This window comes from Flavobacterium sp., from assembly GCF_027531705.1.
Lineage (GTDB): Bacteria > Bacteroidota > Bacteroidia > Flavobacteriales > Flavobacteriaceae > Flavobacterium.
The window spans coordinates 16,372-42,636 of the sequence record NZ_JAPZSP010000036.1; the positions used below are offsets into that span (position 1 = coordinate 16,372).

The window sequence follows — 26,265 nt, forward strand, 5'->3', positions numbered from 1 at the left end:
CAGTTATTTAGTTTGAAGTTAAGTTTATGAAAAAGATATTTTTGTTATTGGTTCTGTTTTCACTTTTAGGTTGTGAGAAAGATGATATTTGCGATGAGAATACAGCTACTACTCCACTTTTGGTAATTGGTTTTTACAGTGAAGACAATCCTTCAGTAGCGTTAAGTGTTGCTAATTTGACTATTCAAGCGGAAGGTGTTTCTGAACCTATTATTTTTAATGCTGGTGGTACTGCTACAACCAAATATTATTTTAATGGTAATCAAGTAAAAATTCCGTTGCGAATTAACGAACCTAAAACTAAATATAAGTTAACAATAAATAGCGGTTCGGATGAATTTAAAAACACAGATAATTTAGAGTTCAATTACGAAACCAAAAGTGTTTATGTATCTAGAGCATGTGGTTTTAAAACAACTTTCACACTTAATCCAACTAATGGTGTTATTAAAACCGACAGCGATATACCAGAATTTTTCTGGATTAAAGATTATGAAGCACTAACAACTAACATTGAAAATCCAAATGAAGTACATCTTAAAATACTACTTTAGTTTATTATTTGTGCTGCTTTCATTGTTAGCTAATGCACAAGAAGTTGCAAAAAAAACACCTGAAATTGCCAAAAAAGACACTGTTGCTCCAGTAAAAGTGAACCGTTATGGCTTGCGTGTTGGTGTTGACTTGTTTAGATTATCTCGTTCTTTTTGGGAAAAAGATTATCGAGGCATTGAGGTAGTTGGTGATTACAGATTAACCAAAAAGTATTACATCGCTGGAGAATTGGGTAACGAAGACAAAACAGTTCAGGAAGATTACCTAAACTTCACCACAAAAGGTTCTTATTTTAAAGTTGGTTTTGATTATAACATGCATCAAAACTGGATGAATTTAGAGAATTCTATTTATGTTGGAATGCGTTATGGTGTGAGTTCGTTTAGTCAAAAATTGAATAATTACCAAATTTATACAAGCAACACTTATTTTAATGATAGCCCAACTGTTCCTTCTGGTGAAGAGTTTAATGGATTAACGGCACAATGGGCAGAAGTTGTGGCTGGTGTGAAGACAAAGGTTATCAATAATATATATGTAGGTTTTAGTTTTAGAATTAACCGATTATTTACTAACAAAACACCTGATGGTTTTGATAACCTTTACATTCCAGGTTTCAACAGAAAATATAGTGGCGATTTTGGTGTAGGTTTTAATTACACCGTTTCGTACTTCATTCCGTTATATAAATCAACTGTTAAGGTTGAGGAAAAGCCTAAGAAATAGGACATTTGTAGATTACGGTTTAATCCAAACAATTTTATTTTCGCGAATGATAACAATTTCGCTATTTTTTTGTTTTTTAAATTGAACCATCTTTTCGTAAGCTAACTCAAGACCTTTAATAATTTTATTACGTCTTTCAATTTTGGCTTCTGTTGTCATAATAGTTTTTTAATTCATTAAATTTTTGAGAATCAATAATATTTAGCTCGTCACTTATTGATTTTTCAGCAATTAAAAAATGATTTCCTTCTGAATTATCAAAAATTAGAACTTGATCTACAAGCGGTATATAAATTTCAAATAAATTAATTATTCCTTTGATGTACCTTCGCTCTATAACTCTTGACTCAATATTATGACCACCTTCAATTACTCTTGTTTTTACTCTTTCTTTAGCTAATTCAACATTTCTCAACCAAAAGAAAAGCAAAGTAGTATTATATCCGTTTGTCTTTGCGTTACTTATTTTCCCTTTATAACTTTTGGTTGCCAAAGTAGTTTCAAAAGCAAAACTTTCATTACTAATAAAAAGCTCATTAATTCTATTTAACATGATTCGACCGGCTTCAAAAGCTACTTTTTCAGGTTGAAAAGGAGAAAGTCCTTTAGCTATTTCAGCAGCATTTACAAACTCTTTACAATCCAAAATTTCAGGAAGAATTGTAAATGATGCCGTTGTTTTTCCTGCTCCATTACAACCTGCAATTATGTAAAGATTTTTTTCAATCATAGATACAAATTTAGCTATTTAATTTAATTTTTAGCTATTTACACTTCTTTTATTCCTTTTGCAAAAATCCATTTCATAAATAGTTTTTCACCGTCTTTCGTGGCGACTGCTTGAAATTTTGGAGCCAAAACTGTTCCAACAATAAAAGCTATTAACGGAATCCATAATCCTGTTAATGTTGTAAAAGTGGCTACTGCAAATCGAACTGCAAAAAATATAATAGCAAATCCGATAAGATTATAAACGAGTGCTTTTGTTTTTTTTGACATTTTTTTTCTGTATAATGTATTATTGTATATTGTAGAATTGTATTTGTAAAAATTATTTATAGAATGAGATTCCTCCGAAATGACAAACTGGATGGTGAAAATTCTAATTTCTAAATTCTAATTTCTGCTAATTGCCTTCTGTTGTCTGAAACTTCGTTCTTTTGCTTCCTTCGTACATTTCGTATTTGACTAATCTGGCTTCTAAACTTCCGTTGAAGAGTTTTATTTTTCTGGAAGGTTTTAGTCCAACAAATTTTAATGCTTCAAGGTTGGCTGTTATAAACCAAGCGTTGGTTCCTGGATAATTTTGTTTCATCGTGTCACCCATTTCTCGGTAAAAACGCTCTAAATCTATATCCAAACGTTCTCCATACGGTGGATTAAAAACCATGTGTAATGGTCCAACGGTTTCTTTTTTGGTATCAAAGAAATTTTGTTGTTCAATTGTTACATAATCATCAAGATTGGCGTTTTTAATATTGTCTTTTGCTTTGCTAACAGCACTTGGCGCTTTGTCGTATCCTTTTATGGTATAATGAAACTCTTTTACTTTTTTCAAAAGACTTTCTACAATTTGGTCAAACAAATCGTTATCCCAATCGTTCCATTTTTCGAAAGCAAACTCTTTTCGGTTGATATTGGCTGGAATATTACAAGCAATCATAGCTGCTTCTGCCAAAATTGTTCCCGAACCACACATTGGATCTAGAAAATCAGAATTTCCATCCCAACCAGAAAGCAAAACCATTCCAGCAGCCAAAACTTCATTTATAGGCGCAATGTTGGTTGCAGTTCGATAACCACGATGGTGTAAAGAAGCTCCAGAAGTATCAAGCGCTACCGAAACTTGGTCTCTATCAATATGAATATTAATGCGTAAATCTGGATAATCTTTATCGACACTTGGTCGTTGACCTGTTCTTTCTCTAAATTGATCTACAATCGCATCTTTTGCTTTTTGTGAAACAAATTGCGAATGCTTGAAATAATCTGAATGTATAGTGGTATCAATTACAAACGTTTGGTTGGCGTTTAAATATTTACTCCAATCCATACTTTGAATTCCTTTATATAAATTCAAATCGCTATTAGCTCTGAAATAATAAATCGGTTTTAGTATTTTTAAAGCAGTTCGCAACGCCAAATTAGATTTGTACATAAAACCTTTGTCGCCTTTAAAACTAACGGCACGCGTTCCTATTTCTACATTTTGTGCACCTAAAAGTTGTAGTTCTTTAGCCAATATTTCTTCAAAACCAAAAAAGGTCTTGGCAATCATTTTAAAATTTTCCATTTTTCAATATCATAATTCAATTGCAATATCAAAAATCAATATCAATCACAATGTTGGGTAACTTCTGCAAAAATACACTAAATTTGCACGTTAGAAATTGTAATGCATAAGAATTAATGTCAAAAATCGTAAATCCTGAATCCCAAGTCGTAAATCCTAAATCTGAAAACTGGTTTGCTTCTTGGTTTGATACAACTTATTATCACATTCTATATAAAGAAAGAAATTATAGAGAAGCGCAACTGTTTATGGACAATCTTACGCTTTATCTAAACTTGCCAGAACATGCCAAAGTATTAGATTTAGCTTGCGGAAAAGGTCGTCATTCTATCTACTTGAACCAATTAGGATATGATGTTTTAGGAGTTGATTTGTCTGAAAAGAGCATTGTAGAAGCATCCAAAAACGCCAACGACACTTTGCATTTTCAAGTGCATGATATGCGTGAGCCTTTAGAAGCTAAATTTGACGCCATTTTCAATCTTTTTACCAGTTTTGGTTATTTTGAAAATGAAGCTGATCACTTGAAAACATTGATTTCTATAAAAGAAAATCTTTCAGAATATGGTTTTGCCGTTATTGATTTTATGAACGTAAATCATGTGTTAGCAAATTTAATTCCAGAAGAAACAAAAAACGTTGAAGGCATTGATTTTCATATAAAACGCTATCATATTGATGGTTATATTTATAAAGAAATTAACTTTACCGATAAAGGCGAAAACTACAATTTTGTTGAAAAAGTTAGGGCTTTCACTTTAGAAGATTTTACCAGAATGATGGACGAAGCAGGCATCTTTTTATTGGATACTTTTGGCGACTATAAATTGAAAAAGTTCTTGAAAAAAGATAGCGAGCGATTGATAATGATTTTTAAATAGTTGGCACTTCGACTGCGCTCAATGTGACAATCCTGTGATTTTAAATTAAAAAAATGAATTATTTTATTTACATATTTCCACTTTTTGCGGTGCTTTTAGGTTATTTTATTGCTACTTTTTTTCATCCAAAGAGCAAAAAAAATCTAAAGTTGTTGTTGGCTTTTAGTGGCGCTTTTTTGCTTTCGCTTACAGTAATGCATTTGTTACCTGAAGTTTATGAGGCTGATATGCACCAGCACGAAGGTCACGACCATCAACAAGGAACCATTGGAATATTTATTATGATTGGAATTGTGTTTCAAATTATTTTGGAATATTTTTCAAAAGGTGCCGAACATGGACATGTTCATGGTCACGAAACTATGCTTCATATTCCGTGGTTGATGTTTTTTAGCTTGTGTTTGCATGCGCTTTTAGAAGGAATGCCTATTAGTAATCATAATCACTTGGCTTATGGAATTGCGGTGCATCATTTTCCAATTGCGATTATTTTGACTTCTTTTTTCAAAAATGCCAAATTGGATAAAAAAGCCATCTTATTCTTTATGTTCATCTTTGCATTGATGACGCCACTTGGAACATTTGCATCTGTGAACTTTTCATTTCTATCGAACTATTATGCTCAAATTTCGGGAATTGTGATTGGAATATTATTTCATATTTCTTCTACAATTATCTTTGAAAGTAGTGAAGGTCACAAATTTAATTTGGCAAAAATCAGCGTTATTGTTTTAGGCATAATTTTGGCTTATTTTATGTAATAAAAAAGCGCTCAACTTACCATTGAACGCTTTTGTTTTCTTTAAAGAATTGCTATTATTTGTAAACGCTTTCTTTTTTGAAATGCACTGCTAAAAGGTAATAAACAACCGCTCTATACTTGTTTTTGTTTGATTTACCGTATTTTTCAAGAACAGCATCGATTCCTTTGTCTAAATCTGCTCCGTCTTTTAAACCCAATTTTTTGATAAGGAAATTGTTTTTTACAGTATCTAACTCTGATTGTTGACTTCCAGCAACTGTTGCTGCATCTTTGTTATAAATTGATGGTCCGCAACCTATAACTACTTTTGTTAGCAAAGCCATATCGGCAGTTACACCACATTTTTCTTTTAAATCGGCTGCATAAACAGCAATTAATTCGTCTCTTTTACTCATTTTATATTTTTTTAAAATTTGAAATTACTATTTTATACTAACAAATTTATAAAATATATTTCATTAAAAATTATTTATTTAGGGATTTTTTTTGCGGAAAAATAAAAATTTTAAGAATTATAATCTCAAATAACTATTCCTTACTTTTGAAGAACATAAAATAAAAAAATGCACCATTCAAAATTAATTATCGATCAAAATATAATAGACGCTGAGGAAACCGATTATTTATATTTCAAGACTTCTCAACTTTCTAATTCAGGAAATGGGCTGTTCACAGCAATTGCAATTTATAAAGATGAAATAATTTCTATTTTCAAAGGTGAAATTTTATCTAAAAATGAAGCTGAAATAAGAGTTGCAAATAAAGAGGACAACTATTTCATGAATCTTCTAAACGGAACTATTTTGGATTGCAAAAACACCGATTGTTTTGCCAAATATGCTAATGATGCAAAAGGTTTTTCAAAATCTAATTTTAAGAATAATGCAAAAATTTCTTTGGATGAAAACGGAAATGTTTGCCTAATTGCCATTAAAAAAATAAAATCAGATGAAGAAATTTTCTGTGATTATGGAAAGAAATATTGGAAGAAACATTCTTAAACCAACTCTTTAAAATATTGCAACAAAACCTTATCATTTTCTAATGTTGGTGTAAAAACTTCTAATAAAGTTGGTTTTTCATCATTTGAGAACATTACTTTTAAACTTTCATCTAAAGTAGTTTCATTACTTGCTGTAAGATAGTTCAATCCGTACATTTTAGCTAAATGCTCAGCAGTTAAGCAATGCGAAGTTTCAAAAAATGTATTGAAAACTGGTGTTTCATCATGACCTGGTAGAATTCTAAAAATACCACCGCCGCCGTTATTCATCAAAATAATTTTGAAGTTTTTCGGTATGTAATTATTCCATAAAGCATTGCTATCGTATAAAAATCCAATATCTCCAGCTATCAAAACTGTTGCCTTTTGGTTTGCGACTGCCGCACCGATTGCAGTTGAAGTGCTTCCGTCAATTCCACTAGTTCCGCGATTGCAAAAAACTTCAATCGATTTATCAATACTAACAAGTTGAGCATAACGAATGGGCGAACTATTGCTAATTTGAAAATGTGTATTTGATGGTAATTTTGGCAGAATTATATCAAATGCTTTTAAATCGGTAAATGGAATTTTATCAATATATTCAATGTGTTTTTGCGTTCTTAAATCTCTAATTTTCAATAACTTTTCTTGATAATCACTTTCAATTTTAATTATTTTTGAAAAGAAATTTTCGAAGAATTTATTTGGTGCAACTTCAAAATGTTTAGTCAAGCAACCATAAGTATCATAAGCTCTTAATTCGTCAATATGCCAATGATGTTTGGGTTGGTATTTTCTTAAAAATGCTTTAATTCTTTTAGAAACTATCATTCCGCCAAAAGTCAACAAAACATCTGGTTGAAACTCTAAAAAATCTTCGTTTGTGAATGGTGTAATTATCGTATCAATATTCGTGATAAAATTAGGATGATGCACATTTGAAGTAACTTCTGTCATTACTACAACCGAGTTATCATTTCCTAAAACATCAAGAAACTTTTGCTCGACAGCATTTGGATGCAAACCGCCAATCAAAACCAATTTCTTTTTTGCAGAATTCCAATCATTTGCAAAAGCGGAAAGATTTTCTACTTCATTGTTCAAAATAGCATTTGAAATGATTTTTGGTTCAACCGAAAGTGTTTCAACTGTTTCATACAAAGGTTCTTCAAACGGCGCATTGATATGTACTGGACCTTTTTTGGCGAAAGCTATATTAATCGCTTCATTGATTAAAAAATCATTTTCATCAGAAGAAAATTCGTCCAAGTTAGCATTAAATAACGAATGATTAGCAAATACATTTTCTTGACGAATAGTTTGTCCATCACCAATATCAATTTTGCTTTTTGGCCTGTCAGCCGAAACTACAATTAGCGGAATTTCGCTATAAAAAGCTTCTGAAAAGGCTGGATAATAATTCAACAAAGCTGAACCTGAAGTACAAACCACCGCAACTGGTTTATTGATTTGTTGGGCAATTCCGAGTGCAAAAAAAGCCGCACAACGTTCATCAGCTACGCTATAACAAGTAAAATTGGGATTATTTACAAAACCAATCGTTAAAGGCGCATTTCGAGAACCTGGAGAAATTATAATATGATGGATTCCTTTGGCACGAAAAATTTCGATTATAGATTGTGCTAAAGGTATTTTAGGATATTTCATTTTATAACGGATAGAGACAAAGCAATGATTTGTCTGTACTTTAAATTGATTTGCACAAAAGTACAAAGTATTTTCAAGTGTTAGAAGTAATTTATTATTTTTGAAACATGGAAATCAAAATCAGACCTTACCGAACGGAAGATACGCAAGCGATATTAGAAATCATCAACTATAATATCGAAAATTCAACTGCTTTATATGATTATGAGCCTAGAAGTTTGGAAAACCAAATTGCCATTTTTGATGATAAACTCAAAAAAGGATTTCCAATAATCGTTGCAACTGAAAATGAAATTGTTGTTGGTTTTGGTTATTACAGCGAATTCCGATTTAGAGAAGCATACAAATTTACCGTTGAACATTCGGTTTACGTACATCCAAATCATATGGGAAAAGGAATTGGAAAATTGATTATGGAAAGCCTACTCGATTTGGCAAAAGCTCAAAAACTACATACAATGATTGGTGTAATTGATTCAGAAAACCAAAGTAGTATTGATTTCCACAAGAAATTCGGTTTTGAAATCGTTGGAACCATCAAAGAATCTGGATTCAAATTTGACCGATGGTTGCATAGTGTTTTTATGCAGAAGATGATTTAGTAGTTTGCAGTCGCAGTATCCAGTCTAAGTCTAAAAAACTGAATACTGTGACTGAATACTGATTACTTTTTCTCAATCCAACTCACAATTTCATCATCTGTTGGTAGCACACTTGGAGAAATTACTTTATCCAATTCGCCATTTTCGTTGATTAGGTATTTTTGGAAATTCCATTCTACTTCGCTGTCTTGCAATCCGTTTTTAGATTTTTGAGTTAGAAATTTATAAACTTCACTCATGTCATTTCCTTTGACAGAAACTTTGCTCATCATTGGAAAAGTAACGCCGTAATTTTTTTGACAAAAAGCGCCAATTTCTTCATTAGTTCCGGGTTCTTGCGACATAAAGTTGTTTGCTGGGAAACCTACAATCACAAAATTTTGGTCTTTATATTTTTTATAAATTGCCTCTAAATCTTTGTATTGTGGTGTCAATCCGCATTTGGAAGCCGTATTCACAACTAGAATTTTCTTGCCTTTTAGTGATTCAAAATCAAATTCTTTTCCTTCTAAATCTTGTACTTTAAATTGGTAAATGTTTTGCTTTTCCATAGTTTCTGTTTGAGAAGTTTCAGCTGTTAATACTTGATTCTGCGCTTGGTTTTTGCAACTTGATATAATTAATATTCCGAATAATAAAATTATTTTTTTCATAATGATTTTTTTTATAAAATTAGATAATAATTTAGTTTATAGTTTAAAACATTACTTAAAATTTTGTTATAAAAACAAAGCCCAACAAAATGCTTCATTGGGCTTCAAAACAAAAAAACAAAACAAAATAACTATTGTTGCCTTTTTTATTTTTTTAAGGTGCTTGAACAATTGGCGCACGAAGTGATTCTAAAACAGCCACTACTTCGTTAATTAATGCAGTATCAGTAACCCCATTTTTTCCAGCAGCTGCACCAACATAACCAATAAATTTATCATAGTTAGCATTGGTTGACTTTACGCCCATTCTAGGATTTGTAACAGGATTGTGAGCATCAACCATATTCAATCCAGAATAGGTGTTGGTTGCGCCACCGCCTGTATTTGCTGAAAAGAAATCGGTTAAATTCTTACTTAAAACCGCTACATTAGTTGTGTTACCTGATGAAACTTCTCCAACTATAGGTGCAAAATGAGCACCCAAATTTCCTGGAGCACCTGCAACAATATCACCAACTATTAATGTTATCGTAGAATCGACAACCGAACGATAACTTAAGCGTCCTTTTTCAATCATTTGTCCAACATTTCTCGGATCTGTAACTTTTGTAGTTCCACCTAATTTTTCATAAAGCGTTTTTTCTGCTACTTGAACTGGTGCTTCATCATCGTCATTATTACATGAGATAAAAGCTGTAAACATTCCTGCTAAAAGCAAAATGCTTAATGGTCTTGCATAATTTTTCATTGTTTGTACTATTTAAGATTAATTAAAAATTCTTTGAATTCCTTTTGAAAAGTGATAACTAAAACTGCCTTCCTCAATAACTGGACATACTTGTTTAGCTTCCATGCCTTTTGGTAAAACATAGCGAGTTGCTTTATAATTTCCCTTTTGGATTAGCTGGTCAACTATTTTTTTTGAATCAGCTATTTTATTATCGTGAAAAAAGACAACTACATTATTCTTTATATTATAACTATCACTAATAAATCCTGGAATTGATTTAAGATTTCTATGAATTTCTTTTATTTTGAGAGAATCTAATGGCTCCTGAAAGTCTATTCTACTTATCTGCATAGTGGCGTTATCGTATTTGATTGGCTTAGCAGTTGCAATGTGTACAACTAAAATGATGAGTAGTAATAAGGTTGTACCTATTAATCCCATTGCTATAAATTTTAATTTTCTTTTCATAATTAATTCCTTTAAATTATTTTGTTTGGATACATATACGGAAATAAGTTAGGGATGGTTTTATTTTTTTTTTAATCCGATTACTCTAAAAAAAAATTGTAGTTTTATAAATCCAAAGTTTTGTTGGTTTCGTATATATGTCAAACAAAAAAACAATAACAGTATGTCACAAGAAGAATTAATTCCGTTGTTACTAAGGAAAGAACAGCGAGGTTTTACCATTATGTATGATATGTATTCAAAAAGTTTGTTTGCAGTTATCGCCAACTTGATTAAAGAAACCGAAGAAGCAGAGGATGTGCTTCAAGATGCATTTGTAAAAATTTGGAAAAACATTGAAAGCTATAACGAATCAAAAGGTCGTTTATACACTTGGATGTTGAATATTGCAAGAAATTCTGCAATTGATAAGTTACGTTCGAAAGGCTATAATAACAGTCAAAAAAACCTATCGTCTGATAATTTCGTACATCTTCTGGACGACAGTAACAAGCTAATCAATAGAATTGATACTATTGGAATTCAAGAATTTGTAAAAAAATTGAAACCCAAATGCATTCAGCTAATTGAATTATTATTTTTTCAAGGTTATACGCAGCAAGAAGCGTCTGAAGAACTTGAAATTCCGTTGGGCACAGTAAAAACACAAAACAGAAGTTGTATAAACGATTTAAGAACTTATTTACAAGTATAATGAATACACAAGAATATATAGAATCTGGAAACTTAGAACTCTATGTTTATGGATTATTAGACGAAAGTGAAACTAAGAAAATTAGTGAATTGTCAAAAAACAATCCAGAGATAAAAAAGGAAATTGTTTCGATTGAAAAGGCAATTCTAAATTTGTCGAGTAGTTTTTCTCCTGCTATTTCTGCTGAAAATTTTGAAAAAATTAAAGCAAAATTAGAAATGAAGCATGGCAAAGTAGTCGATTTACAACCAAAATCGAATTGGTCTCAATACCTTGGCTGGGCAGCTTCAATTGTTTTATTAATTGGCATTGGTTACCAATATAATAAACAACAAATCATTAAGAATGAAATTGTAACTATTCAAAAAGAGAAAGAAAAATTAAACGAAGCTGTAGTTGCTACTGAAAATAAAAACAATCAAACCAAGAAAGCTTTGGATGTAATAAGAGATTCTAAAAACACGGTAATTGCACTTGCTGGGCAAGCCGTTTCGCCTACATCTTCTGCAAAAGTATATTGGAATAAAGAAACACAAGTTGTATATATTGATGCATCAGGATTACCAAAACCACCAAAAGGAATGGTTTATCAAGTTTGGAGTTTAAAATTGAGTCCAACATTAATGCCAACAAGTATTGGTTTATTAGAAGATTTTTCTGGAGAAAATAATTTGGTTTTTGAAGTTAGCTCTACAGTTGATGCCGAAGCCTTTGGTATCACACTTGAACCAGCTGGCGGAAGTCAATCGCCAACAATGGAACAATTATACACTTTAGGAAAAGTATAACTCTAAAAATAGAAGAAAAAAAAGGTTCAACTTGATTGTTGAACCTTTTTTATTATTTAAAAACCTTTTTATATTTTATATACGATAATGTTCCCAAAATGGCAACAAAAGCAACTGAATAATAAATGAATGTTGGTGTTACAACTTTATCACCACTAGCATACGAATGCAATCCTGTGAGGTAAAAATTCACTCCAAAATAGGTCATCATTATTGAATAGAATGCTACAATACTCATTAAATTAAAAATCCATTTACCACGAAGTGATGGTACAAATCGAGCGTGAATAACAAAAGCGTAAACCATAATACTGATTAAGGCCCAAGTTTCTTTTGGATCCCAACCCCAATATCTTCCCCAAGATTCATTTGCCCATTGTCCACCAAGGAAATTACCAATTGTTAGCATAACCAATCCGATAGTTAATGCCATTTCATTGATGTAAGTGATTTCCTTAATGTGCAAATCCATTTTGACTTTGTTTTTTTCGTTTGTAAAAAGCATCAAAATCAAAGAAACCGTTCCCAAAACCATTCCTAATGTAAATGGTCCGTAACTTGCTACGATTACGGCTACGTGAATCATTAACCAATACGAATTAAGAACAGGTTGCAAATTGGCAATCGATGGATCCATCCAGTTCCAATGCGCAATCATAAGTATCATTGAAGCAACAAATGTTCCTGAAGCGACAGTTAATTTCGATTTTCTATCAAATGCTAAAGTGAAAAACATGGTTGCCCAAGCCACATATATCATACTTTCGTAGGCATCACTCCAAGGTGCGTGACCAGAAATATACCAACGCGCAATTAATCCAAGCGTATGAATAATAAAAAAGATTCCTATTAGAATATGAAATCCATTTATGGTGTATTTTAAAATTTTTGAATTTGAAAAAATATTAACAATTGTTAGCAAAAGCATCAATGTTCCAGCCATCATGTACATCCAAAACAAATTTTTGAAAACATCATACTTGTTATACATTACTTCATAATTGATTTTTTCATCAGATGGACGAACGGCGCTTCCGTATTTCTTTTGGTAATTTTCCATTCCTACCAAAAACGTATTTGCCATGGTATAATCATCTTTTTGAGAAGCTTTTAACAAGGCATCTAGATAAATTGGCAAAGCAGATTTGATTGTATCTAATGAGGTTCCAGTTGTATGAGAAATATCCATATATGAGAACCATTTATTGTTTTTATCATTTGGAACTGGAAAAACTTTCAAAATAGTTCCACTTAAAGCAGAATTTAGAAGATTTACTTTCTTATCTGCTTCGATAAAGTCTTTATCAAAACTGTTTGGAACGGCTGCTTTATAGGCAGTATCTAAATAGGGTGACAATTTATAATTTCCTTTATCATCAAAGAAATCTTTGAAAGCAACCAATTTTTGTCCGTTAGGAACTCCTAGAATTTTATGAATACTATCATTTTCTATTTTGAGATAAATCAATGGAACTTGAAACCAAGCCTGCGGAAATTGCGTCATCGAAATAAAAGCTTGATCAGCATTTAATCCTTCGTAAGAATCTTTTTTACTAACTTTTCGCAATAATTCTGATGAAAACGTATTGATAGGTTTCATTCGTCCACCTTCATCTTGAATAACTAATCGTCCGAATTGACCAGCGTGTTTTTCGGAAACCTTGTATTTTTTTATGGAATCTAAATAACTAATTTTAGAAGTTGGATTTGAATGATTTTGACTAAATCCTAACAATGAAAAGAATAACAAAAAGATAGTCAATAACTTCTCTTTCTTCTGTTTTACATCTTCCAATTTTCTTTTTAAATCGGCAAAACGAGAATGTTTGGTAAATAAAATAGCCATCATAGCAAAAAACAACATAAAATAACCGCAATAGGTTATAAAAGTTCCCCAATAATCATGGTTTACAGAAAGAACTGTTCCTTTCTCGTCAGGATCGAAAGAAGCTTGAAAAAAACGAAATCCTTTGTGGTCTAATATATTATTCATGTAGATATGTGCATCAAAATTTTCTTTACCATCAACAACTGTAACTTTACTTTCGTATGATGAATAACTTTTCTCGGTTCCTGGATATTTTTTGGCAATAAAATCGTTCAGCTTTATGTTAAATGGCAAAGTATAAACTTTACTTCCGTAGTAAAAAGTGAATTCCAATTTCCCTAATTTGAATGTTTGTGGTGTTCCTTGTTGCCCTTTTGAACCAAGTAAAGTAATTTCTTTTTCTTTTCCTTCAACAGCCACTTTTAAAGTTAAAGCATCTTCTCCTTTTTTGCTTTTATAATTTCCGCTTGATTTATAATCTTTCACACCTTTTATTGGCTGATCAGGAAATACAAACTGCGCATTACCCATATTATAAAGCGAACGATACATCAACTCTTGTACTTTATCTTTTTCAACTTTCCCCTGAAGCTTGTCCGCCATTCGCATAAAGTTTCCTTCAAAAGGTGAAGAAATAGTCGTTTTTTCGCCTGTTGTATTAATATTTATAGCACCTTGTGTTTCTTTGTTTAAGGCAAATAGTGTGTTATGAATATTTTGAACTTCACCTTCTTTTAGATAATGTTCATGACGTTCTCCTCCACCCGATTCTACCATTTTTAGATAAGAAATCCCTTTTGCATCTGGTTTAATGGTTTCTTTGGCATCCATAACGAAATTTTTATATTCAATTTCAAATGGAGTTTCAGCAAACTTAGAATCGATAGAAAAATGGTTATTTGTTACAGGTGAAAGTAGTAACGATTCTTCAAAAACTCTACGTTTCATCTCACCTTTGTATTCTCCATCAACAAAAAAAGTTAGGTAATTTTTATCTGAATATAATTGATTAGAAGATTCGCCTTCTCTAATTGGCATCATTCCTTCATAGCTTATGTAGCGAGTGATTGCAGCTCCTACAATTATAAAAATGAAAGACAAATGCAGTAAAAGTGTTGCCCATTTTTCTTTTTTGAGCAATTGGTAACGAGAAATATTTCCAAAAAAATTGATTAAGAAAAAAACATGAATGGCTTCAAACCACTTTGTATTGTAAACTAAAATTCTTGCTGTATCGGTATTATAGTCGTTTTCAATGAATGTTCCTATTGCCATTGAAATTGCATATACAAGAAATAAAATAGCCATTAAGCGAGTTGAAAAAAGTATCGATTTTAATTTTTTCATGATGTTTTTGAAATGTTTTTTTTTTGGAAACACAAAAGTAAAGTAAAAATGTGAATTTCTTTATTATTAAGCATTTGATTTAAGTGTTTTTTAAGAGATGTTTTTATTATTTTTACCAAATGGTAAAAGTAGTAATCATCGGTTCGGGAAATGTTGGCCAACATCTTATTAAGGCTTTTGCCAAAAGTGATGCTGTGACTGTTATTCAAGCTTATGCTAGAAACAAATACAATCTTACTCACCTACTCGATTCTCAGCAAATTACCGATGATTTTTCTAACTTAAAAGAAGCCGACTTATACATTATTTCTGTTTCAGACGAAGCTATCAATGAAGTTTCAAAACAAATTCCTTTTTCAAATAAATTAGTAGCTCATACTTCGGGAAGTGTTGCTATGAATGAACTTAGCGATTCCAATAGAAAAGCGGTTTTTTATCCGTTACAAACATTATCTAAGAAAAAAGAAGTCGATTTTAAACAAGTTCCATTGTGCTTAGAAGCGGAAAACGAATCAGATTTAAAAATTTTAAATAAAATTGCAACAAGTATTTCCGATAAAGTCTTCGAAGTCGATTCTGACCAAAGAAAATCATTACATGTTGCAGCTGTTTTTGTTTCCAATTTTGTAAATCATTTATACAAACTTGGAAGTGATATTTGCATCGAACATAAAGTTCCTTTTGAAATTTTGAAACCGCTTATACTTGAAACCGCAAAGAAAGTTCAAATTCTTTCGCCAGATGATGCGCAAACTGGACCTGCAAAACGAAATGACACTACAACCATAAACAAACATTTAGCAATTCTTACCGATGAAAATCAGAAAGAAATCTATAAATTGCTAACCAAATCTATAATTGACCATGGCAAAAAGTTATAAAGAAATTATGAATCACATCACCACTTTCATTTTTGATATAGATGGTGTTTTAACCGACGGAACTGTTCACGTCTCTCCAACTGGTGAAATGCTTCGCGAAATGCATATCCGTGATGGTTTTGCCATGAAAGCTGCTCTAGAAAGCGGTTATAATGTCTGTATAATTTCTGGAGGAAGCAACGAAGGTGTTCGCATTAGACTAAGAAACTTAGGTATAACTGATATACATTTAGGAACCCCTGATAAAGTTGAAACTTTCAAAGAATACACTGAATTATACAACATAAAACCTGAAAATGTTTTATACATGGGCGATGATATTCCCGATTTTCATGTGATGCAATTAGTAGGTCTACCAACTTGTCCACAAGATGCAAGCCCCGAAATCAAAGAAATTTCAAATTATATTTCGCATAAAAATGGAGGAAAAGGTGCTGTTCGCGACGTAATTGAACAAGTTATGAAAGTGCAAGGAAAATGGCATTTGTATTATAACGGAAAGCACGATTAACCTACAGCTACTTTATAAACTCTTAAACACTTTTCTCTAGCTTCTTTATGATCAACAATCGGTTTTGGATATTCAAAAGTTTCTAATTCTGGAATCCATTTTTTGATATATTTTAAATCTTTATCAAACTTTTTTATCTGCTCGGTTGGATTAAAAATCCTGAAATACGGCGCAGCATCTACTCCACTTCCTGCTGCCCATTGCCAATTACCAACATTACTAGCCATTTCATAATCAAGTAATTTCGTAGCAAAATAAGTTTCACCCCAACGCCAATCAATCAGTAAATGTTTGCATAAAAAACTGGCCACAATCATTCGAACACGATTATGCATGTGACCTGTTGCATTAAGTTCACGCATTCCAGCATCTACAAAAGGATAACCTGTTTTTCCTTCACACCATTTTTGGAATAAATCTTCATTATTTTCCCAATCAATGGCATCGTATTTTGGCCGAAAACATGACTTACTTGTGTGCGGAAAATGCCATAAAATTTGCATAAAAAATTCTCTCCAAATCAGTTCTTTCAAAAAAGTTTCGTTTTTACTTTCTAAAGCCTTTGCAACCATTTTTCTGATAGAAACTGCTCCAAATCTTAAATAGATTCCCAAATAAGAAGTTTTGTTTAGAGCTGGAAAATTTCGAGTTGCTTCGTAATTATCAATCAAATTGGAAGAAATATCAAAAGGTGTAACTTGGATAAACGATTTTTCAAATCCAATCTGTGTCAAACTCAAAAACGGATATGAATGAACGCTAATTCTATCCAATAAATCCTGAGAATTATAGTTAACTAACTGTATCTTTTTGAAATTTTCTTTCCATTTATTTGAATACGGTGTATAAACTACATAAGGTGTTCCATCGTCTTTTACTACTTCACTTTTTTCAAAAATAACTTGATCTTTGCTAGTTTTAAATTCTATTGAATGCTCTTTGAATAAATGAAATAATTCTAAATCTCTTTTTCGAGCATAAGGTTCATAATCGTGATTGGTATAAACTTTATTTATTTTATTTTCAGCAATTAATTTGGTAAAAATATCAAAAGGTTTTCCGTTAAAAACAGCTAATGATTTTCCTTTTTTTTCTAATTCAAATTGAATAATGGAAAGCTGTTGGTGTATAAAAGTTACGCGGGCATCCTCTTTTGGCAATTGTGATAAAATTGAATCATCAAAAATAAAAATAGGTAAAACATCTTCATCGCTATTCAAAGCATGAAAAAGTCCAACGTTATCATCTACTCGTAAATCTCTTCTAAACCAAAAAATATTCATAATAAATTCAATGTCAGTGTCAAAAATCAAATTCAAAATTCAATTTTTAGATTGTTACTTTAAATTGCAATTGATTTTTGCAATTGTTATTGTTATTTTACTGATTAACCAACAAAGTTGACATTCCACCATCAACATGAAAAACTTGCCCTGAAATCCAACTGCTTTTTGAACTTATTAAAAAACTAGCCATTTGTGCCATATCTTCAGAAGTTCCCACTCGTTTTAGTGGATGTCTTTCTGCTAATTTTTCTCTTTTTACATCATTATTCAAAAACTTATCTGCCAACGGCGTATCTGTTAGTGACGGCGCAATGACATTCACTCTAATTTTTGGTGCATATTCAGCTGCTAATGCTTTCGCAAAACCTTCAATCGCTCCTTTTGCAGCAGCTACCGATGTGTGAAAAGGCATTCCCATACTCGCAGCAACTGAACTAAACAACACAATACTCGATTGTTCAGAAGCAACTAAATTAGGCAAAATAGATTGAATTACTTTCACCAAACTAATAAAATTGATTTGCAAGTCTTGCTCAAATGCTTCTGGTTTCAACCCTTTAAAAGGTCGCAAATTAATGCTTCCTGGGCAATAAACTAATCCATCAATTACTCCGGGCAATTTTGACATATCCAAAGTATCTGTTGTGGCATCAAACTGAATATGAGTAACATTCATATCATCAATATTTTCATTTGTTCTTGAAGCTATAAAAACTTTATTTTCATATTGAAGTTCTTTGGCAATTGCCAATCCAATTCCGTAAGAACCACCTATTAACAGTATATTTTTCATATCTTATCCTTTAAATTCTCCAAAAAGTTCTATTAATTTTTTTCTTCTAAACTCAAAAATCTCATTTAATTTGGGTTTAACTAAAAACGGATGCACTAGTTGACCAATAATTCCCATCGGAACTTTATAATCAACAATATCTTCCATTTCTACACCACCTGGAATTTCTTTGAGAAAATGTTTATGATGCCATAAATCGTAAGGACCAAAACGTTGTTCATCAACAAAATATTTTTTATCTTGTACATGTGTAATTTCGGTAACCCATTTCATCGGAATACCCAAAACTGGTGTAACAATATATTGAATAATTTGTCCAGGAAACATTTCTCTATCATCGCCCGAAAGAGTTTTGAAACCCATATATTCTGGAGTGATTACTTTCAAATTCTTAGGATTTGACAAAAATTCCCAAGCTTCATCTAAAGAAATTGGTAAATTCTGTTTGCTATGTAGTGTGTATATTTTCATTTTATTTTTTTTGTAAAAGTACAAATTGTTTAATCATATTTAAAATATGTTAAACAAAATATTTTCAATTTAAGTTTAAATTAACATTTGAAGAAAATACAATTCGTAATTTTGAGGCAATAAAACTTATAACTATGAAAAAAATTATCTATTTATTTGCTTTTGTAATAGCAAATTACGCTATTGAAGCACAAGTAAAAACACCACAAGCAAGTCCTAAATCTGTTCTTACACAAGTAGTTGGACTCACCGATGTGACTGTTGAGTATTCAAGACCAAGTGCAAAAGGAAGAACTGTATTTGGCGATTTAGTTCCATTTGGACAACTGTGGAGAACTGGCGCAAATGCTAATTCTACAGTATCATTTAGTGAAGATGTTGTTATTAATGGTGCAACACTTAAAAAAGGAAAATACGCTATTTTCACAATTCCAAAAGCAGATATGTGGGAAGTTGATTTTTATGCAACCACTGATAATTGGGGTTTGCCAGAAAATTGGGATGAAAAAGACGTGGCAGCAAGAACCAATGTGAACCCAATCGCTTTAGGTAATAATGTTGAGACATTTACTATGGCAGTAAACAATATAACTAATGATAGTGCAACGCTTGACATTTCTTGGGAAAAAACAATGGTTTCAATCAAATTTGAAGTTCCAACACAAAAAGCGGCTTTAGCTAGTATTGACAAAGTATTAGCAGGTCCAACTGCTGGCGATTACTTTTCATCAGCGCAATATTTTTTCCAATCTAATGGTGACTTGAATAAAGCGTTGACTTATATAAACAAAGCATTAGAATTGAACAAAGACAAACCGTTTTGGTACAATCGTTTAAAATCATTAATTCAAGCGAAATTAGGTGATAAAAAAGGTGCGATTGAAACAGCAAAATTATCGTTAGCAGCAGCAACAGAAGCTAAAAATAATGATTATGTAAAAATGAATAATGACAGCATTGCCGAATGGAGTAAAAAGTAATTTTACTTAAAAAAATACAATTCCACAAATGAGAAACTAACCTTTCTTGTTTGTGGAATTTTTCTTTTTAAATAGTTACTTCTTTATTTCTGAAAAGAAAAAATTGGAATACAATTGCCAAAATCAACGTTAGCATTGCCCCAATAAAATTCAACCAAAGAAAGCTTACAATATCTAAATAATAGATGTAAAAAATAGTCAATTGACTAATTGTAGCTCCAAAAAAGATGGCATTTGCTTTTACATATTTTACATAAAATCCAACCAAGAAAATTCCCAAAACAGTTCCATAAAATATTGAACCAACTATATTTACTAATTGAATAAGATTTTCAAATAAGGTTCCGACGCATGCAAAAAGAATAGCGATTATTCCCCAAAGTAGTGTGAAATATTTAGTTGCGTTAACATAATGTTTATCTGATTTTTCGCCTTTTACATTTCTTTTATATAAATCTACAGCTGTTGTAGCTGCCAAAGCATTCAAACCAGAAGCTGTTGATGACATTGCAGCCGAAAGTATTACAGCCAATAATAATCCAATCAATCCTTGTGGCAGATAATTTAGAATAAAATGAATAAAAACATAATCCTTATCATTGGTCTCTGCTTTTTCATCGGCTTTGGAGATTATTTCGCGTGCTTCATCTCGCAATTCATTTTCTTTGTTGGAAATACCAACCAATTCTTTTCTCAAAATAGGATTGTCATAATTCTGATTTAAATGGTCGATATAAATCAAATTTATTTCTTTCTTTTCTTCAGAAAGTTTGACCAATTTTTTCTCTAAAACTTCATATTCTGCTTTGTATTTTGACTTATTAATTGCAATTTTATTATTCGGATTAAAGTTTAATGGAACAGGATTAAATTGAAAAAAAACAAAAACCATCACACCCGTTAGCAAGATAAAAAACTGCATAGGAACTTTCAAAAATCCATTCATAATCAATCCCATCTGACTTTCTTTTACAGATTTTCCCGAAAGATAACGACCAACTTGCGATTGATCGGTTCCAAAATAAGAAAGCATCAAGAAAAATCCACCTGTAATTCCGCTCCAAAAAGTATACCTGCTTTCAGGATCAAAAGAAAAATCGAGAATATTCATTTTATCGTTAGCACCAGCAATATGTAAAGCATTACTAAAAGTCATATCGTTGGGCAACAAATGCAAAATCAAGAAAAAAGTGATAAACATTCCCGACATAATCACAAACATTTGCTGTTTTTGTGTAACATTTACCGCTTTTGTTCCACCTGAAAAAGTATAAATAATTACTAAAATTCCGATAACAACAATCATCAAAGTCAAATTCCAACCTAATAATGTTGATAGAATAATAGCTGGGGCGTAAATCGTCAATCCAGTTCCTAATCCTCTTTGAATTAGAAATAAAATCGATGCCAATGAACGAGTTTTTATGTCAAATCGCTGTTCAAGATATTCATAAGCTGTATAAACTTTTAATCGATGGTAAATTGGGATAAAAGTGAAACAAATTACAACCATTGCTATTGGCAAACCAAAATAGAATTGTACAAAACCCATTCCGTCATGATACGCTTGTCCTGGCGTTGATAAAAAAGTAATTGCACTAGCTTGAGTAGCCATAACAGAAATACCAACAGTGAACCAATTGGTTTCTTTGTTTCCTAGAATGTAATCTTGCACATTCTTACTGCCTTTGGTCTTATAAACACCATAAAAAACAATAAAAAGTAACGTTGCCGAAAGTATTATCCAATCAAGTTGTTGCATAAGTTAGGAGAATATTTGCATTAAAATAAAGAAGATAACGATGTAAACGCCATTCATTACCAACAACCAAGTATAACTGTTTTTCCAGCGGTATTTTTTTTGAGTTTCCATATTATTTTCCAATTGAAATCATATTTGCCATTAATCTATAAGCTCCAATTACACCTTCTGGCAATTCTCTAAAGAAACTTAAACCTGTATAAATATAATTTCCTTTTCCGTATTTGGCAACCAAAATAGCTCCATCCTTAGGCTTTTCACCTTTATCATTGGCAGATAAAATTACCGTGAAATTTTTATCCCATTCGTTTGGATAATACAAACCTTGCTCTTGTTTCCAACCATTAAAATCGCTTGCCGTTATTTTGTTAGGATAATTCAAAATGGAATGTTCAGGTGCTAAAAATCGAACTTCAGCATTTTCTTCTGTAACTCTATCGCGTGAAATTTTTAGCGAATAGGGAGCAATTGTAGGCGTTACCAAATCATCAAGTGTGTTGTATTGGACAATCATGGTTTTTCCATTTTTGACAAAATCTAATAAAATAGATTGCTTAAATGCCAATTCGGAAACAGTATTATAGGCACGAATTCCGGTCATAACCACATCAAAATTAAGTAATCTTGTTGCCGAAATTTCTTCTGGTTTGATGATTTCGACTTCGTAACCCATTTGTTTTAAACTTTTAGGAACTTCATCACCAGCACCCATGATATAGGCTATTTTTTCGTTTTTAATTTTAATATCAACTTTAAATGCTTTTGCTTCTGATGGTTTTAAAACAATTTGCTTGTAAATATGTGGATAATTTATTTCAATTTTTTCATTATCAAAAACATGATTATCTACCGTTATTTTGCTTTTAATGACAATTTCACTAGCTTCTTTTGATGGTGAAACGCTAAAAACGGCCAATTGTTCTTCGTCTTTTTTGGTTAATTTAAACGGAATTTCTTTTGGTGAAACCGACCAATTAGTTGGAATTTCCAATTCAATTTTTCCATTTACATTCTCTTTTCCAGCTTTGATTTTAACTGTTACTGTTTGCGATTTTGAAGAATTATAAACAAAAACTTTCTCAGTAATTGCAGAAGTTACAGTTGGAATAACATCAAGCGGTTGGTAAACTTCACCTTTTACATCGTCATTGTATTTGTAAACAATATTGCGTTCAAAAGGAATAGTAACTCCATTAATTTCGATTTCAAAGACAACTTTTGCTTGACGTAAAACATCTGGAATTCCAATATTTTGCTGTTCGTCAACTCGATACATGCCTACCGTTCCTTTTTCTTTTAGCCAATATGGTGATGAATAATCTAGTGTTGAAGGAACAACTAATTCTATTGTTTGGTTTTTTAATGAATTATTTGATAATGAAATCGCACTAAAATCAGAAGAAAAAGTCGGAATTGATTGAATTGATTTCCATGTCAATGGCACCGAACTTCTATTGATAGCTTCCAATTTTACTTTGATAGAATTTCCAGTAGAAACGCTTTGACTTTCGGCAACAGCTTCTAAATACAAACCTGAACAAGCAGCAATAATCTTTTTAATTTCTTCGGTTTTGACAGCTTTCCAATGTTGGTTGTCTAATTTTTGAATCAATTCATATGCTTTTACCAACTCTGGAATACTGGCTGATGGATTTTTAAAATCAAAATTTTTCTCAACTGCATTCAAGATTGCACCAATAGCATTTCCGCCATTTACACGGTTCCATGATGTGTCAATTCCTTCAAAAAGATTGGTTTTGTCAGTTGTGCTTTCACCTTTTAAAAACTCTAAATATTCATCTTCTTCGCCACGAGTTCCTGTATTTCCAAAACCTTGCGACTGATGACAACTACGACTTAAAGCCGCAATTTCTTGATTAGATTTTCCAACTGATTGATAATAAACACCGGTTTGTAATTTGCTCAAATTGGATTTATCGGCTTTTTCAAACTTTTCTTTGCTTCCATAAAACCACCAAGATGTATTGAAAAACAAACGCTTAGGTTGCCAAGTAGTAACCAAACTCAACTGATTTGGAAAAACGGTTTTGTCATTTGCCCTATCAAAAGCATCAAAACTCAACATAGCCGAAGCGGTATGATGTCCATGAGTAGTTCCTGGCGAACGGTGATCAAAACGATTGATAATAACATCGGGTTGAAACTTACGAATAGCCCAAATTACATCGCTCATCACTTGCTCTTTATCCCAAATTTGAAGTGTTTCGTCAGGATTTTTTGAAAAACCAAAATCGTTTGCTCTTGAAAAAAATTGTTCTCCGCCATCTATTTTTCGAGCTTCAATGAGCTCTTGTGTTCTAATAACGCCTAATAATTCTCTTAATTCTGGACCGATAAGATTTTGTCCACCATCGCCACGAGTTAGTGACAAATAGCCAGTTCTTGCCTTTTTTTCGTTGGATAAATAGGAAATTAATCGCGTATTCTCATCATCAGGATGTGCGGCAATATACAAAACCGAACCTAAAAAGTTCAATTTTTGAATTTGGTTATAAATCTCAACCGAATTGGGCTTGGCTGGTCGCTGCGAAAAAACGTTTAAACCAATAAATAAAAGTAGAAATGAAGTAATTATTCGATGCATTTGCGTTAGGTTTTGGCAATAGCTTCAAATATAAAGATTATTATGAGTTGAATTGTATTTTTTGAATTTCTTTAACAAATGAAAACTACAAATTTCCTGTTTTTGTTTTCTGACTTACATAATTTAGTTGATGTTCGGCAACATAATTTCTAAATAAAGTAAGCAATGTTTCATAATATTTTTGAAGATTTTGAACATTTACAGCAGGACGACTATCGATTGGTATTGTGATAGGCATTTCGTTTAAATACTTAGATAATTCAGGATAATTTTCTTGAATTACCATGGTTACTTTCATAATTTTTGCATTAATTTCTTCTTCGGTTTCCATTGCATTCAAAATTTAATTATGATTTTTTTGAATGGTAAAATTACGCATTAAAAATGAATTTGTGTGTTAAATAATTATATACGCGTTCAGTCGGTAAACCAACAACATTTGAGTATGAACCCTCAATTTTAGCTATACCAATTAAACCAATCCATTCTTGAATTCCGTAGGCGCCTGCTTTGTCAAATGGTTCATACTTTTTTAGATAATAATGAATCGCATCATCCGATAATTCTGAAAAAGTAACAGATGTAACTTCATGAATGGTTTCAGAAGAATTCATCGTTTTGAAACAAACCGACGTAATTACTTCATGTGTTGCGTTTGATAATGATTTTAAAATCTGAAAAGCATCGTTATAATTTTTTGGTTTTCCTAAAGCTTTCTCGTTTTGCCAAACTATTGTGTCGCTGGTAATTAAGATTTCATTTTGAGACAACTCATTATCGAATGCATTAGCTTTTAATTCTGCTAAAAAATTGGTGATTTCAGCGGCTTTTAAAGTTGGTGGATAAATTTCTTCAATATCTTTTAACCGAATTTCAAAATCTAAATCTAAATCTTTGAAAAATTGTTGACGTCTTGGCGAACCCGAAGCTAAAATGATTTTGTAGTCTTTTAAAAGTTCTTTAAGCATTGTGATTGATGTTAAGAGTTACAATCAAAACCGATAAAATTCCGAAGAAAATAATCCATTTTAGAATTTTACTTAGTTGCGAAAAATCAGCTTTTGAAGTAGCGTTCCAAACTTTTACCAAGCAAAAAAGCAATGGTGCTACCACTAAAACCAAAGCATAAATTGTGGCATAATACAACTCATTTACCATCAAATGTGCATTGACATAAATGAGCAATACAACCGTTGAAATTACTAACAAAACAGCTACGATTTTGGTTGTCCATTTTACACCAATAGTAATAGGAAGCGTGCTCATTCCTTGGCTTGTATCGCCTTGAATATCTTGCATATCTTTTACAATTTCACGAATAAAATTAATTACAAAAGCAAAAATGGCATAATCTTTCAGAATAGAAAACATCAACGTCATAGTCCGACGATTATCATCGGCAGTTGCTGGAAAAATATCGAAAACACCGACTATCAAAACGCTAAAACTCAGTAAAAAAGCGACGGCTAAATTTCCGATTAAAAGCATTTGTTTGAGGTTGGTTGCATAAAAATATAACAAAGCCGAAATCATGATAAAAATAGACGCAAAACCAGGTCGCATGATTAAGTTAGACAAATAAAACCCAATAGAAACACCAACCAAAGTTACACCAGCATAGATATAATATGCTGTTGTTTCGGAAACCGATTTGCCTACAATTACTTTTTCAGGTTTATTTTCTTCATCAGTATCTTGGTCAAAAATATCGTTGATTACGTAACCACCAGCCGCAATCAAAACGGTTGACAAAACCAACAAAGCATATTGCCAGTGCGCTAAAGCCGTTTCAATATTTTGCAATTTCAAAAAACCGTATCTAAAAATTAGCTGCATAAAAGCAAGCAAAAGTAAATTCTGGAAACGTATTAATTTTAGGTATTTCATCTGTAATTTTACTATTGTTTTTTAAAGGTCAGATGTAACGCTCACAACATTTTTTATTTAAAGAAATCAAATTGAAAAGCGTTTCATCTTATAGAATTCGTTTGGGCA

General features: G+C 31.7%; 28 protein-coding genes. 11 read left to right on the forward strand and 17 right to left on the reverse strand.

Features of this window, described 5'->3' with window-relative positions; all coding sequences use genetic code 11:
- The first annotated feature begins 26 nt into the window (after nucleotides 1–26).
- Both O9267_RS12725 and O9267_RS12730 read left to right on the forward strand, forming a co-directional pair.
- A complete protein-coding gene (locus tag O9267_RS12725; protein WP_298180166.1) occupies nucleotides 27–554 on the forward strand; it encodes a DUF6452 family protein in 528 nt (175 codons plus the stop codon).
- A complete protein-coding gene (locus O9267_RS12730) occupies nucleotides 526–1,281 on the forward strand; it encodes a DUF6048 family protein (protein WP_298180168.1) in 756 nt (251 codons plus the stop codon). The genes O9267_RS12725 and O9267_RS12730 overlap by 29 nt, the downstream gene beginning before the upstream one ends.
- Nucleotides 1,282–1,417: 136 nt before the next feature.
- Here O9267_RS12730 and O9267_RS12735 read toward each other — a convergent pair whose 3' ends face one another.
- The 3 genes from O9267_RS12735 to O9267_RS12745 form a co-directional block, all read right to left on the reverse strand.
- A complete protein-coding gene (locus O9267_RS12735) occupies nucleotides 1,418–2,011 on the reverse strand; it encodes a zeta toxin family protein (RefSeq protein ID WP_298180170.1) in 594 nt (197 codons plus the stop codon).
- A 38-nt stretch (nucleotides 2,012–2,049) separates the two neighbouring features.
- Nucleotides 2,050–2,280 carry a hypothetical protein gene (locus tag O9267_RS12740; RefSeq protein WP_298180172.1) on the reverse strand — a complete coding sequence of 77 codons (231 nt, stop codon included), beginning with the start codon at nucleotides 2,278–2,280 and terminating at the stop codon, nucleotides 2,050–2,052.
- Between the two features lie 127 nt (nucleotides 2,281–2,407).
- Nucleotides 2,408–3,574 carry a THUMP domain-containing protein gene (locus tag O9267_RS12745; protein WP_298180174.1) on the reverse strand — a complete coding sequence of 389 codons (1,167 nt, stop codon included), beginning with the start codon at nucleotides 3,572–3,574 and terminating at the stop codon, nucleotides 2,408–2,410.
- Nucleotides 3,575–3,690: 116 nt separating this feature from the next.
- Between O9267_RS12745 and O9267_RS12750 the strand changes: the two genes are divergently transcribed.
- Nucleotides 3,691–4,455: a class I SAM-dependent methyltransferase gene (locus O9267_RS12750; RefSeq protein WP_298180175.1), complete on the forward strand. Its 765-nt coding sequence runs from the start codon at nucleotides 3,691–3,693 to the stop codon at nucleotides 4,453–4,455.
- A gap of 53 nt (nucleotides 4,456–4,508) precedes the next feature.
- Nucleotides 4,509–5,216 carry a ZIP family metal transporter gene (locus tag O9267_RS12755; protein ID WP_298180176.1) on the forward strand — a complete coding sequence of 236 codons (708 nt, stop codon included), beginning with the start codon at nucleotides 4,509–4,511 and terminating at the stop codon, nucleotides 5,214–5,216.
- A 55-nt stretch (nucleotides 5,217–5,271) separates the two neighbouring features.
- On the opposite strand, the gene O9267_RS12760 is transcribed toward O9267_RS12755, so the two are convergent.
- Complete coding sequence (locus tag O9267_RS12760) at nucleotides 5,272–5,613, reverse strand: DUF2853 family protein (RefSeq protein WP_298180177.1); 342 nt, start codon at nucleotides 5,611–5,613, stop codon at nucleotides 5,272–5,274.
- 168 nt (nucleotides 5,614–5,781) lie between these two features.
- Here O9267_RS12760 and O9267_RS12765 point away from each other — a divergent pair, with 168 nt between their 5' ends.
- Nucleotides 5,782–6,219, forward strand: a complete 438-nt coding sequence (locus tag O9267_RS12765; RefSeq protein ID WP_298180178.1) for an SET domain-containing protein-lysine N-methyltransferase — start codon at nucleotides 5,782–5,784, stop codon at nucleotides 6,217–6,219.
- On the opposite strand, the gene menD is transcribed toward O9267_RS12765, so the two are convergent.
- On the reverse strand, nucleotides 6,216–7,871 hold the full coding sequence (gene menD / locus O9267_RS12770; RefSeq protein WP_298180179.1) for a 2-succinyl-5-enolpyruvyl-6-hydroxy-3-cyclohexene-1-carboxylic-acid synthase: 1,656 nt from the start codon (nucleotides 7,869–7,871) through the stop codon (nucleotides 6,216–6,218). The two genes, O9267_RS12765 and menD, sit on opposite strands and share 4 nt — an antisense overlap.
- 107 nt (nucleotides 7,872–7,978) lie before the next feature.
- Here menD and O9267_RS12775 point away from each other — a divergent pair, with 107 nt between their 5' ends.
- On the forward strand, nucleotides 7,979–8,473 hold the full coding sequence (locus O9267_RS12775) for a GNAT family N-acetyltransferase (protein ID WP_298180180.1): 495 nt from the start codon (nucleotides 7,979–7,981) through the stop codon (nucleotides 8,471–8,473).
- A 62-nt stretch (nucleotides 8,474–8,535) separates the two neighbouring features.
- Here O9267_RS12775 and O9267_RS12780 read toward each other — a convergent pair whose 3' ends face one another.
- The 3 genes from O9267_RS12780 to O9267_RS12790 all read right to left on the reverse strand — a co-directional run bounded on the left by O9267_RS12780 (nucleotide 8,536) and on the right by O9267_RS12790 (nucleotide 10,324).
- Nucleotides 8,536–9,126 carry a glutathione peroxidase gene (locus O9267_RS12780; RefSeq protein WP_298180181.1) on the reverse strand — a complete coding sequence of 197 codons (591 nt, stop codon included), beginning with the start codon at nucleotides 9,124–9,126 and terminating at the stop codon, nucleotides 8,536–8,538.
- Between the two features lie 154 nt (nucleotides 9,127–9,280).
- Nucleotides 9,281–9,874, reverse strand: coding sequence for a hypothetical protein (locus O9267_RS12785; RefSeq protein ID WP_298180182.1), 594 nt, complete (start codon nucleotides 9,872–9,874; stop codon nucleotides 9,281–9,283).
- Between the two features lie 18 nt (nucleotides 9,875–9,892).
- Nucleotides 9,893–10,324 (reverse strand): hypothetical protein, encoded by a 432-nt coding sequence (locus O9267_RS12790; RefSeq protein ID WP_298180183.1) that lies wholly within the window; start codon nucleotides 10,322–10,324, stop codon nucleotides 9,893–9,895.
- 163 nt (nucleotides 10,325–10,487) lie between these two features.
- Between O9267_RS12790 and O9267_RS12795 the strand changes: the two genes are divergently transcribed.
- Both O9267_RS12795 and O9267_RS12800 read left to right on the forward strand, forming a co-directional pair.
- Entirely contained in the window at nucleotides 10,488–11,018 is a 531-nt protein-coding gene (locus O9267_RS12795) for a sigma-70 family RNA polymerase sigma factor (RefSeq protein WP_298180184.1), read from the forward strand.
- Complete coding sequence (locus O9267_RS12800; RefSeq protein WP_298180185.1) at nucleotides 11,018–11,806, forward strand: anti-sigma factor; 789 nt, start codon at nucleotides 11,018–11,020, stop codon at nucleotides 11,804–11,806. Before O9267_RS12795 ends, O9267_RS12800 begins: the two co-directional genes overlap by 1 nt.
- 52 nt (nucleotides 11,807–11,858) lie before the next feature.
- Here O9267_RS12800 and ccsA read toward each other — a convergent pair whose 3' ends face one another.
- A complete protein-coding gene (ccsA, locus tag O9267_RS12805) occupies nucleotides 11,859–14,981 on the reverse strand; it encodes a cytochrome c biogenesis protein CcsA (RefSeq protein WP_298180186.1) in 3,123 nt (1,040 codons plus the stop codon).
- Nucleotides 14,982–15,100: 119 nt separating this feature from the next.
- On the opposite strand from ccsA, the gene O9267_RS12810 reads away from it, so the two are divergent.
- Complete coding sequence (locus tag O9267_RS12810) at nucleotides 15,101–15,862, forward strand: DUF2520 domain-containing protein (RefSeq protein WP_298180187.1); 762 nt, start codon at nucleotides 15,101–15,103, stop codon at nucleotides 15,860–15,862.
- On the forward strand, nucleotides 15,846–16,373 hold the full coding sequence (locus tag O9267_RS12815; protein WP_298180188.1) for an HAD family hydrolase: 528 nt from the start codon (nucleotides 15,846–15,848) through the stop codon (nucleotides 16,371–16,373). Before O9267_RS12810 ends, O9267_RS12815 begins: the two co-directional genes overlap by 17 nt.
- On the opposite strand, the gene O9267_RS12820 is transcribed toward O9267_RS12815, so the two are convergent.
- The 3 genes from O9267_RS12820 to O9267_RS12830 form a co-directional block, all read right to left on the reverse strand.
- Entirely contained in the window at nucleotides 16,370–17,656 is a 1,287-nt protein-coding gene (locus tag O9267_RS12820) for a deoxyribodipyrimidine photo-lyase (protein WP_298180189.1), read from the reverse strand. The genes O9267_RS12815 and O9267_RS12820 overlap by 4 nt on opposite strands.
- Before the next feature lie 97 nt (nucleotides 17,657–17,753).
- A complete protein-coding gene (locus O9267_RS12825; RefSeq protein WP_298180190.1) occupies nucleotides 17,754–18,452 on the reverse strand; it encodes an SDR family oxidoreductase in 699 nt (232 codons plus the stop codon).
- 3 nt (nucleotides 18,453–18,455) lie between these two features.
- Nucleotides 18,456–18,923 (reverse strand): SRPBCC family protein, encoded by a 468-nt coding sequence (locus O9267_RS12830; protein WP_298180191.1) that lies wholly within the window; start codon nucleotides 18,921–18,923, stop codon nucleotides 18,456–18,458.
- Between the two features lie 134 nt (nucleotides 18,924–19,057).
- Here O9267_RS12830 and O9267_RS12835 point away from each other — a divergent pair, with 134 nt between their 5' ends.
- Nucleotides 19,058–19,903, forward strand: a complete 846-nt coding sequence (locus tag O9267_RS12835) for a DUF2911 domain-containing protein (RefSeq protein ID WP_298180192.1) — start codon at nucleotides 19,058–19,060, stop codon at nucleotides 19,901–19,903.
- Nucleotides 19,904–19,970: 67 nt separating this feature from the next.
- Here O9267_RS12835 and O9267_RS12840 read toward each other — a convergent pair whose 3' ends face one another.
- From O9267_RS12840 to O9267_RS12860, 5 genes are all read right to left on the reverse strand, one after another.
- Nucleotides 19,971–21,665 carry a sodium:solute symporter gene (locus O9267_RS12840; RefSeq protein ID WP_298180193.1) on the reverse strand — a complete coding sequence of 565 codons (1,695 nt, stop codon included), beginning with the start codon at nucleotides 21,663–21,665 and terminating at the stop codon, nucleotides 19,971–19,973.
- Nucleotides 21,666–21,777: 112 nt separating this feature from the next.
- Nucleotides 21,778–24,270 (reverse strand): PIG-L family deacetylase, encoded by a 2,493-nt coding sequence (locus tag O9267_RS12845; RefSeq protein WP_298180194.1) that lies wholly within the window; start codon nucleotides 24,268–24,270, stop codon nucleotides 21,778–21,780.
- Between the two features lie 85 nt (nucleotides 24,271–24,355).
- Nucleotides 24,356–24,601 (reverse strand): hypothetical protein, encoded by a 246-nt coding sequence (locus O9267_RS12850; protein WP_298180195.1) that lies wholly within the window; start codon nucleotides 24,599–24,601, stop codon nucleotides 24,356–24,358.
- A gap of 40 nt (nucleotides 24,602–24,641) precedes the next feature.
- Nucleotides 24,642–25,238: a Maf-like protein gene (locus O9267_RS12855; RefSeq protein WP_298180196.1), complete on the reverse strand. Its 597-nt coding sequence runs from the start codon at nucleotides 25,236–25,238 to the stop codon at nucleotides 24,642–24,644.
- Nucleotides 25,231–26,157 carry a geranylgeranylglycerol-phosphate geranylgeranyltransferase gene (locus O9267_RS12860; protein ID WP_298180197.1) on the reverse strand — a complete coding sequence of 309 codons (927 nt, stop codon included), beginning with the start codon at nucleotides 26,155–26,157 and terminating at the stop codon, nucleotides 25,231–25,233. Before O9267_RS12860 ends, O9267_RS12855 begins: the two co-directional genes overlap by 8 nt.
- Nucleotides 26,158–26,265 lie beyond the last annotated feature (108 nt).

Bases quoted from the DNA above. Each gene is read 5' to 3' on its own strand.
- O9267_RS12725 (WP_298180166.1), top strand. From the start codon at position 27: ATGAAAAAGATATTTTTGTTATTGGTTCTGTTTTCACTTTTAGGTTGT.
- O9267_RS12730 (WP_298180168.1), top strand. From the start codon at position 526: ATGAAGTACATCTTAAAATACTACTTTAGTTTATTATTTGTGCTGCTT.
- O9267_RS12735 (WP_298180170.1), bottom strand. From the start codon at position 2,011: ATGATTGAAAAAAATCTTTACATAATTGCAGGTTGTAATGGAGCAGGA.
- O9267_RS12740 (WP_298180172.1), bottom strand. From the start codon at position 2,280: ATGTCAAAAAAAACAAAAGCACTCGTTTATAATCTTATCGGATTTGCT.
- O9267_RS12745 (WP_298180174.1), bottom strand. From the start codon at position 3,574: ATGGAAAATTTTAAAATGATTGCCAAGACCTTTTTTGGTTTTGAAGAA.
- O9267_RS12750 (WP_298180175.1), top strand. From the start codon at position 3,691: ATGTCAAAAATCGTAAATCCTGAATCCCAAGTCGTAAATCCTAAATCT.
- O9267_RS12755 (WP_298180176.1), top strand. From the start codon at position 4,509: ATGAATTATTTTATTTACATATTTCCACTTTTTGCGGTGCTTTTAGGT.
- O9267_RS12760 (WP_298180177.1), bottom strand. From the start codon at position 5,613: ATGAGTAAAAGAGACGAATTAATTGCTGTTTATGCAGCCGATTTAAAA.
- O9267_RS12765 (WP_298180178.1), top strand. From the start codon at position 5,782: ATGCACCATTCAAAATTAATTATCGATCAAAATATAATAGACGCTGAG.
- menD (WP_298180179.1), bottom strand. From the start codon at position 7,871: ATGAAATATCCTAAAATACCTTTAGCACAATCTATAATCGAAATTTTT.
- O9267_RS12775 (WP_298180180.1), top strand. From the start codon at position 7,979: ATGGAAATCAAAATCAGACCTTACCGAACGGAAGATACGCAAGCGATA.
- O9267_RS12780 (WP_298180181.1), bottom strand. From the start codon at position 9,126: ATGAAAAAAATAATTTTATTATTCGGAATATTAATTATATCAAGTTGC.
- O9267_RS12785 (WP_298180182.1), bottom strand. From the start codon at position 9,874: ATGAAAAATTATGCAAGACCATTAAGCATTTTGCTTTTAGCAGGAATG.
- O9267_RS12790 (WP_298180183.1), bottom strand. From the start codon at position 10,324: ATGAAAAGAAAATTAAAATTTATAGCAATGGGATTAATAGGTACAACC.
- O9267_RS12795 (WP_298180184.1), top strand. From the start codon at position 10,488: ATGTCACAAGAAGAATTAATTCCGTTGTTACTAAGGAAAGAACAGCGA.
- O9267_RS12800 (WP_298180185.1), top strand. From the start codon at position 11,018: ATGAATACACAAGAATATATAGAATCTGGAAACTTAGAACTCTATGTT.
- ccsA (WP_298180186.1), bottom strand. From the start codon at position 14,981: ATGAAAAAATTAAAATCGATACTTTTTTCAACTCGCTTAATGGCTATT.
- O9267_RS12810 (WP_298180187.1), top strand. From the start codon at position 15,101: ATGGTAAAAGTAGTAATCATCGGTTCGGGAAATGTTGGCCAACATCTT.
- O9267_RS12815 (WP_298180188.1), top strand. From the start codon at position 15,846: ATGGCAAAAAGTTATAAAGAAATTATGAATCACATCACCACTTTCATT.
- O9267_RS12820 (WP_298180189.1), bottom strand. From the start codon at position 17,656: ATGAATATTTTTTGGTTTAGAAGAGATTTACGAGTAGATGATAACGTT.
- O9267_RS12825 (WP_298180190.1), bottom strand. From the start codon at position 18,452: ATGAAAAATATACTGTTAATAGGTGGTTCTTACGGAATTGGATTGGCA.
- O9267_RS12830 (WP_298180191.1), bottom strand. From the start codon at position 18,923: ATGAAAATATACACACTACATAGCAAACAGAATTTACCAATTTCTTTA.
- O9267_RS12835 (WP_298180192.1), top strand. From the start codon at position 19,058: ATGAAAAAAATTATCTATTTATTTGCTTTTGTAATAGCAAATTACGCT.
- O9267_RS12840 (WP_298180193.1), bottom strand. From the start codon at position 21,665: ATGCAACAACTTGATTGGATAATACTTTCGGCAACGTTACTTTTTATT.
- O9267_RS12845 (WP_298180194.1), bottom strand. From the start codon at position 24,270: ATGCATCGAATAATTACTTCATTTCTACTTTTATTTATTGGTTTAAAC.
- O9267_RS12850 (WP_298180195.1), bottom strand. From the start codon at position 24,601: ATGGAAACCGAAGAAGAAATTAATGCAAAAATTATGAAAGTAACCATG.
- O9267_RS12855 (WP_298180196.1), bottom strand. From the start codon at position 25,238: ATGCTTAAAGAACTTTTAAAAGACTACAAAATCATTTTAGCTTCGGGT.
- O9267_RS12860 (WP_298180197.1), bottom strand. From the start codon at position 26,157: ATGAAATACCTAAAATTAATACGTTTCCAGAATTTACTTTTGCTTGCT.